This is a genomic window from Streptomyces sp. JLBJ103 (genome assembly GCF_058215575.1).
The window spans coordinates 3,404,001-3,410,000 of record NZ_CM177089.1 but is presented as its reverse complement, the minus strand read 5'-3'; the positions used below and the strand labels follow the sequence as shown (position 1 = coordinate 3,410,000).

General features: G+C 66.2%; 6 protein-coding genes and 2 rRNA genes (1 of these 8 cut by a window edge). All 8 read left to right on the top strand.

Features of this window, described 5'->3' with window-relative positions; translation table 11 throughout:
• Nucleotides 1–1,168 (top strand): 23S ribosomal RNA (locus tag AC4BEG_RS14910); it begins 1,957 nt to the left of the window's first position.
• A gap of 73 nt (nucleotides 1,169–1,241) precedes the next feature.
• Nucleotides 1,242–1,358, top strand: a 5S ribosomal RNA gene (rrf, locus tag AC4BEG_RS14905).
• An 88-nt stretch (nucleotides 1,359–1,446) separates the two neighbouring features.
• Nucleotides 1,447–2,103 carry an HAD family hydrolase gene (locus tag AC4BEG_RS14900; protein WP_490706363.1) on the top strand — a complete coding sequence of 219 codons (657 nt, stop codon included), beginning with the start codon at nucleotides 1,447–1,449 and terminating at the stop codon, nucleotides 2,101–2,103.
• Nucleotides 2,104–2,128: 25 nt separating this feature from the next.
• Complete coding sequence (locus AC4BEG_RS14895) at nucleotides 2,129–3,361, top strand: MFS transporter (protein ID WP_490706362.1); 1,233 nt, start codon at nucleotides 2,129–2,131, stop codon at nucleotides 3,359–3,361.
• Nucleotides 3,330–4,502 (top strand): acetoin utilization protein AcuC, encoded by a 1,173-nt coding sequence (locus tag AC4BEG_RS14890; protein WP_490706361.1) that lies wholly within the window; start codon nucleotides 3,330–3,332, stop codon nucleotides 4,500–4,502. Before AC4BEG_RS14895 ends, AC4BEG_RS14890 begins: the two co-directional genes overlap by 32 nt.
• A gap of 89 nt (nucleotides 4,503–4,591) precedes the next feature.
• On the top strand, nucleotides 4,592–5,407 hold the full coding sequence (locus AC4BEG_RS14885; RefSeq protein ID WP_490706360.1) for a phosphatase: 816 nt from the start codon (nucleotides 4,592–4,594) through the stop codon (nucleotides 5,405–5,407).
• Between the two features lie 128 nt (nucleotides 5,408–5,535).
• Nucleotides 5,536–5,745 (top strand): helix-turn-helix domain-containing protein, encoded by a 210-nt coding sequence (locus AC4BEG_RS14880; RefSeq protein ID WP_014053989.1) that lies wholly within the window; start codon nucleotides 5,536–5,538, stop codon nucleotides 5,743–5,745.
• Between the two features lie 128 nt (nucleotides 5,746–5,873).
• Nucleotides 5,874–5,972 (top strand): 30S ribosomal protein bS22, encoded by a 99-nt coding sequence (locus AC4BEG_RS14875; protein WP_003948845.1) that lies wholly within the window; start codon nucleotides 5,874–5,876, stop codon nucleotides 5,970–5,972.
• Nucleotides 5,973–6,000 lie beyond the last annotated feature (28 nt).

Here is a 6,000-nt window from a genome sequence, read left to right as displayed (position 1 = left end):
TGGTGGTGGCCGCAGAGACCAGCGAGAAGCGACTGTTTACTAAAAACACAGGTCCGTGCGAAGCCGTAAGGCGATGTATACGGACTGACGCCTGCCCGGTGCTGGAACGTTAAGGGGACCGGTTAGTCGACCTTCGGGTTGGCGAAGCTGAGAACTTAAGCGCCAGTAAACGGCGGTGGTAACTATAACCATCCTAAGGTAGCGAAATTCCTTGTCGGGTAAGTTCCGACCTGCACGAATGGCGTAACGACTTCTCGACTGTCTCAACCATAGGCCCGGTGAAATTGCATTACGAGTAAAGATGCTCGTTTCGCGCAGCAGGACGGAAAGACCCCGGGACCTTTACTATAGCTTGATATTGGTGTTCGGTTCGGCTTGTGTAGGATAGGTGGGAGACTGTGAAGCGCTGACGCCAGTCAGTGTGGAGTCGTTGTTGAAATACCACTCTGGTCGTGCTGGATGTCTAACCTGGGTCCGTGATCCGGATCAGGGACAGTGTCTGGTGGGTAGTTTAACTGGGGCGGTTGCCTCCTAAAGGGTAACGGAGGCGCCCAAAGGTTCCCTCAGCCTGGTTGGCAATCAGGTGTTGAGTGTAAGTGCACAAGGGAGCTTGACTGTGAGACTGACGGGTCGAGCAGGGACGAAAGTCGGGACTAGTGATCCGGCGGTGGCTTGTGGAAGCGCCGTCGCTCAACGGATAAAAGGTACCCCGGGGATAACAGGCTGATCTTCCCCAAGAGTCCATATCGACGGGATGGTTTGGCACCTCGATGTCGGCTCGTCGCATCCTGGGGCTGGAGTCGGTCCCAAGGGTTGGGCTGTTCGCCCATTAAAGCGGTACGCGAGCTGGGTTTAGAACGTCGTGAGACAGTTCGGTCCCTATCCGCTGTGCGCGTAGGAGTCTTGAGAAGGGCTGTCCCTAGTACGAGAGGACCGGGACGGACGAACCTCTGGTGTGCCAGTTGTCCTGCCAAGGGCATGGCTGGTTGGCTACGTTCGGGAGGGATAACCGCTGAAAGCATCTAAGCGGGAAGCCTGCTTCGAGATGAGGGCTCCCACCTCCTTGAGAGGGTAAGGCTCCCAGTAGACGACTGGGTTGATAGGCCAGATATGGAAGCCGGGTGACCGGTGGAGTTGACTGGTACTAATAGGCCGAGGGCTTGTCCTCAGTTGCTCGCGTCCACTGTGTTGGTTCTGAAGTAATGAACCGTGTCGAATTTTCCGGTTCAACTTTATAGTGTTTCGGTGGTCATTGCGTTAGGGAAACGCCCGGTTACATTCCGAACCCGGAAGCTAAGCCTTTCAGCGCCGATGGTACTGCAGGGGGGACCCTGTGGGAGAGTAGGACGCCGCCGAACAACCTTTAGAAAAAGCCCGGTTGGGAGTTCAGTCTCCCGACCGGGCTTTTTTCATTGCCGGTTCGGGTCCGCTTTGTAGGCTGGCGGCATGCGCTACGACCTGGTCATCTTCGACAACGATGGGGTGCTCGTCGACAGCGAGCCCATCTCCAATCGGCTCCTCGCCGCCTATCTCACCAGTTTGGGACACCCCACCAGCTACGAGGACTCCATACGCGACTACATGGGGTCCGCCATGCACCGTATTCACGAACTGGTCCTGGCCCGCACTGGACAGCGGCTTCCGGAGGACTTCGACACCACCTTCCACAGCCGGGTCTTCGACGCGTTCCGCCGTGAGTTGGAACCGGTGGCCGGCGTGCGGACGGTGCTGGAGAAGCTGCGCGCGGACAGCGTTCCGTTCTGCGTCGCTTCGTCCGGAAGCCATGAGCGCATCCGTGTCGCCCTGCGGAAGACCGGGCTGTACGAACTCTTCGGCGAGGAGCGCATCTTCAGCTCCGAGGACGTGGGGCGCGGTAAGCCCGCTCCCGATCTCTTTCTGCACGTCGCCGAGCGGATGGGCGTCGCACCCCGGCAGTGTGCCGTCGTGGAGGACAGCCCCCTCGGCGTCCAGGCCGCCGTGGCCGCCGGGATGGACGTCTACGGCTACACGGCGATGACACCCGCCGACAGGCTGGCGGCCGCACGGGCTCTCTTCGCGGACATGACCGAGCTTCCCCAACTGCTCGCATCTACCCACGAGTAGGCACCTGGCCGTACGCTCCACGGCCATGACCGAAACGCGCCCGACTCCGCGTCTGACACACGGCCGGACCGCTCTGACCCTCAGCTTCTTCGTCCAGGGCGCGATCTTCGCTCTGCTGGTGACCCGGATCCCCGCGCTCCAGGACCGTTATGGGATATCCGACGGACTGCTGCCCGCCTTCCTCGCCGCCGTGCCGATCCTCGCGGGCGTGGGAAGCGTCGGCACCGAGTACCTGGTGAAGCGGATACGACCGAGCCAGGTGCTCCGCTGGGTGCAGCCCGTCGTCTCCGTGGCCCTGGTCGCGGCGGGTTCGGGGACGGTCTTATGGGAGGCGGCCGTCGCGCTCGGGATGTTCGGCCTGACCGTCGGGGCGCTCGACGCGTCGATGAACATGCTCGGGGTGAGTCTGCAACGGGCGTACGGGCGGAGCATCATGCTCGGCTTTCACGCCGCGTACAGTCTGGGCGGGATCACCGGCGCCACCTTGGCCTGGGCGGGCGCCCGCGGTGAGTTGCCGCTGCCCGCGCTCTACGCACCCGTGGTGGCCCTGCTGGTGCCGGTCGCCCTCGTGGCCTCCCGCTGGTACGTGGACCAGCGGGACATGGCCCGGCCGGAGGGCCGACCGGAGACACCGGCAGTGCCCGAACCCGCCGCCGCACCCATGAGCATGAAGCCGCTGCTGCCGCTCTGCCTTGTCATGGCCTTCACTTACATCGGCGACTCGACCGTCTCCAACTGGGGCGCCAAGTACCTGGAGGACGTGCTGCACAGCTCCGAGGAGCTGGCCACGCTCCCGTACAACGCCTACATGGTGACCACGTTGCTCGGCCGCTCCTTCGGCGACCTCGGGGTGCGGCGCTTCGGTGCCGTCACCGTGGTCCGGGCCGGAACGCTGGTGGCGGCCGGCGGGTTCACGGTGGTCGCGACGGCGCCCGGCCCCTGGGTGGGGATGCTCGGCTTCACCCTGCTCGGGCTCGGGCTGTGTGTGCTGGTGCCGCAGACCTTCGCAGCCGCCGGGCGGCTCTTCCCCGGGGCGTCCGACGCCGCCGTCGCCCGCCTCAACATCTTCAACTACCTCGGCTTCCTGGTCGGCTCACCGCTGGTGGGCGCACTCGGCGGCGCGTGGAGCTACCGGGGCGCGATGCTGGTGCCGATGGCGCTGGTGCTCGCGACCATGCTGTATGCGAAGTCGTTCGCTCCTGTACCAGCCAGATACGGTGACGGTCATGAGCGGCCGCGCACAGTTGATGTGGGATGAGGCAGTAACCGGATACGACTTCGGCACCGGGCATCCGATGGACCCGGTCCGGCTCGCGCTGACCATGCGACTGGTCGAGGCGTACGGGCTGGACCGCGCGGTCGGGGTCGTGGCCGCCAAGGCGGCCGGGGATTCGACGCTTCGGCTGGTGCACCGCCAGGAGTACATCGACGCGGTGCGGCGGGCCTCGGCCGATCCCGCGTCGGCGGACGGTTCGTACGGCCTCGGGACCATGGACGACCCGGCGTTCGCGGGGATGCACGAGGCGTCGGCGCTGATCGCCGGGCAGTCGGTGGGCGCGGCGGAGAGCGTATGGCGCGGGGAGGCGCTGCACGCGGTGAACTTCACGGGCGGGCTGCACCATGCGATGCCCGGTGGCGCGGCCGGGTTCTGCATCTACAACGACGCGGCACTCGCTGTCGCGCGGCTGCTGGAGCTGGGTGCCGAGCGGGTCGCGTACGTGGATGTGGACGTCCACCACGGGGACGGGGTGCAGGCGGCGTTCTGGGACGATCCGCGGGTGCTGACGATCTCGCTGCACGAGCACCCCCGCACTCTCTTCCCGCAGACCGGCTGGCCCGAGGAGACCGGCGGGGAGGGAGCCGAGGGCAGCGCGGTGAACGTGGCGCTGCCGGCCGGGACCGGGGACGCCGGATGGCTGCGGGCCTATCACGCGGTGGTGCCGGAGCTGTTGGCCGCTTTCCGGCCGCAGGTCCTGGTGACGCAGCACGGCGCGGACACCCATATCGAGGACCCGCTCGCCCACTTGGGAGTGACCGTGGACGCGCAGCGGGCGGTCGCCGAGAGCTGCCACCAGCTGGCGCACGACCACACCGAGGGGCGGTGGGTCGCGCTCGGGGGCGGCGGTTACGCGGTGGTGGAGGTGGTGCCGCGGTCGTGGACGCATCTGGTGGCGATCGCGGCCGGGCGTCCGCTGGCACCGGAGACCGAGGTACCGGAGGACTGGCGGCGGGAGGTCTACCGGCGGACGCGGCTGGAGGCGCCGCGGCGGATGACGGACGGACGGGAGCCGCGCTGGCGGGACTTCGCGGACTCCGGCTACGACCCGGCGGACCGGCTGGACCAGTCGATCCTGGCGACCCGCCGCGCGGTGTTCCCGCACCACGGGCTGCTTCCGTAGCGGGCGTTCTCCGGCGGCCGTTAGGCCAACCGTGGGGTCTCGGGCCGTTCCCCGGCAGCGGAGGCTCATGATCCGCCAGCATCGTGGGCGTGTTGAGTTCCGCCTCGCTGCGTGCGCATCTGCTGGCGGCGCGGCTCGCCGGACCGGTGTCGACCAGCCGGGAGGAGAGCCTGCGCCGCTACCGGCACTTCGCCGCACGGGACCCTCGGGTGCTGCTCGGTCTCGAGCCCGAAAACGACTGGTCCTTCCTGGAATTGCTTCGCCTGATGGGCGACAAATGCGGGGTTTCGGCCAATCCGGCCCACACTTCAGGTCTGGATGTGATCGATCCGGAGCGGACGATCAGCGCCCTGGATGCTTTCGCGGACCGTCTGCGGGCCGTCGCCCTGGCTCGCCTCCCGGTGCTGCTCGGCACCGGTCACCCGCACCGTCTCCTCGCCTTCTACGCCTCGTTGGCGTCGGCGCTCTCGGCGGCCGGATGCCGTGTTCTCACTCCGGGGCAGGGTAGATGTGTCGACATAACGACGCGGTTTGGGGTACGTATGTACCAACTCGTCTACGTACGAGGAGTCGCGATGGTGCGGGCGCCCGGCGCCCGCCCGAGCCCGAGTGAGCCGGGCGCCCACAGTCATTCCCCGCTCCCGGTTCGGGTTGCGCTGGGCTGTGCGGCGGCGTCCGGCGGCGCCCTGCCGGCGCTGGTGATCGGGGATCACGGATGGGTCTGCGGAGCAGGTCAGCTGGGCTTTGAGGCCATGGGGCTCGGCGACACTGATGATCCCGCGCTGTTCGTCGGGGAGGCCGAGGGACGGGTGTCGGTCGCCGTTCCGCTTGATGACGCTGTGCGGCCTGGTTGCTACCGGCCGCTCACTCGCTATGTACTCAATCGGGCGTGTCTGTCACAGTAGGCGTCCGATAGCTACTCCTCTTCCCCACTTGCATCACGCGCCCCTAACCTGGGGAGGAGCGCGCATGCGAGCAGGAGTCACCGGAGGGGAAGCCGGTGCCCGACATGTGCGGAAGGTTCAGGTGTGTCATGGCTGCTGGCGAAAGGCCTCTGAACGAGGTTCAGTTTCTGACCGTGGCGGAAGTTGCCTCGGTGATGCGAGTGTCCAAGATGACCGTGTACCGCTTGGTGCACAGCGGTCATCTGCCGGCGATCCGGGTGGGCAGGTCTTTCCGGGTCCCAGAGCAAGCGGTTCATGAATACCTCCGCGAGTCCTATGTGGGGGTGGAGTCCGCTTAGGTCCGGTACGGGCCTGGGGAGGACCCTCGGATTACGTGGTTCGCTCGGCGCCGGGTAGGCTGGCCCGATGTAGGTCGTGTGGGCTCGGACGCCCCGCACCGAGTGATTCGAAGTGAGCGAGGGTAGTCGTGGGCTCTGTTATCAAGAAGCGGCGTAAGCGGATGGCTAAGAAGAAGCACCGCAAGCTGCTCAAGCGCACGCGCGTCCAGCGTCGCAACAAGAAGTAAGCAAGCGACGCTGTGTTCGTCCCGCAGC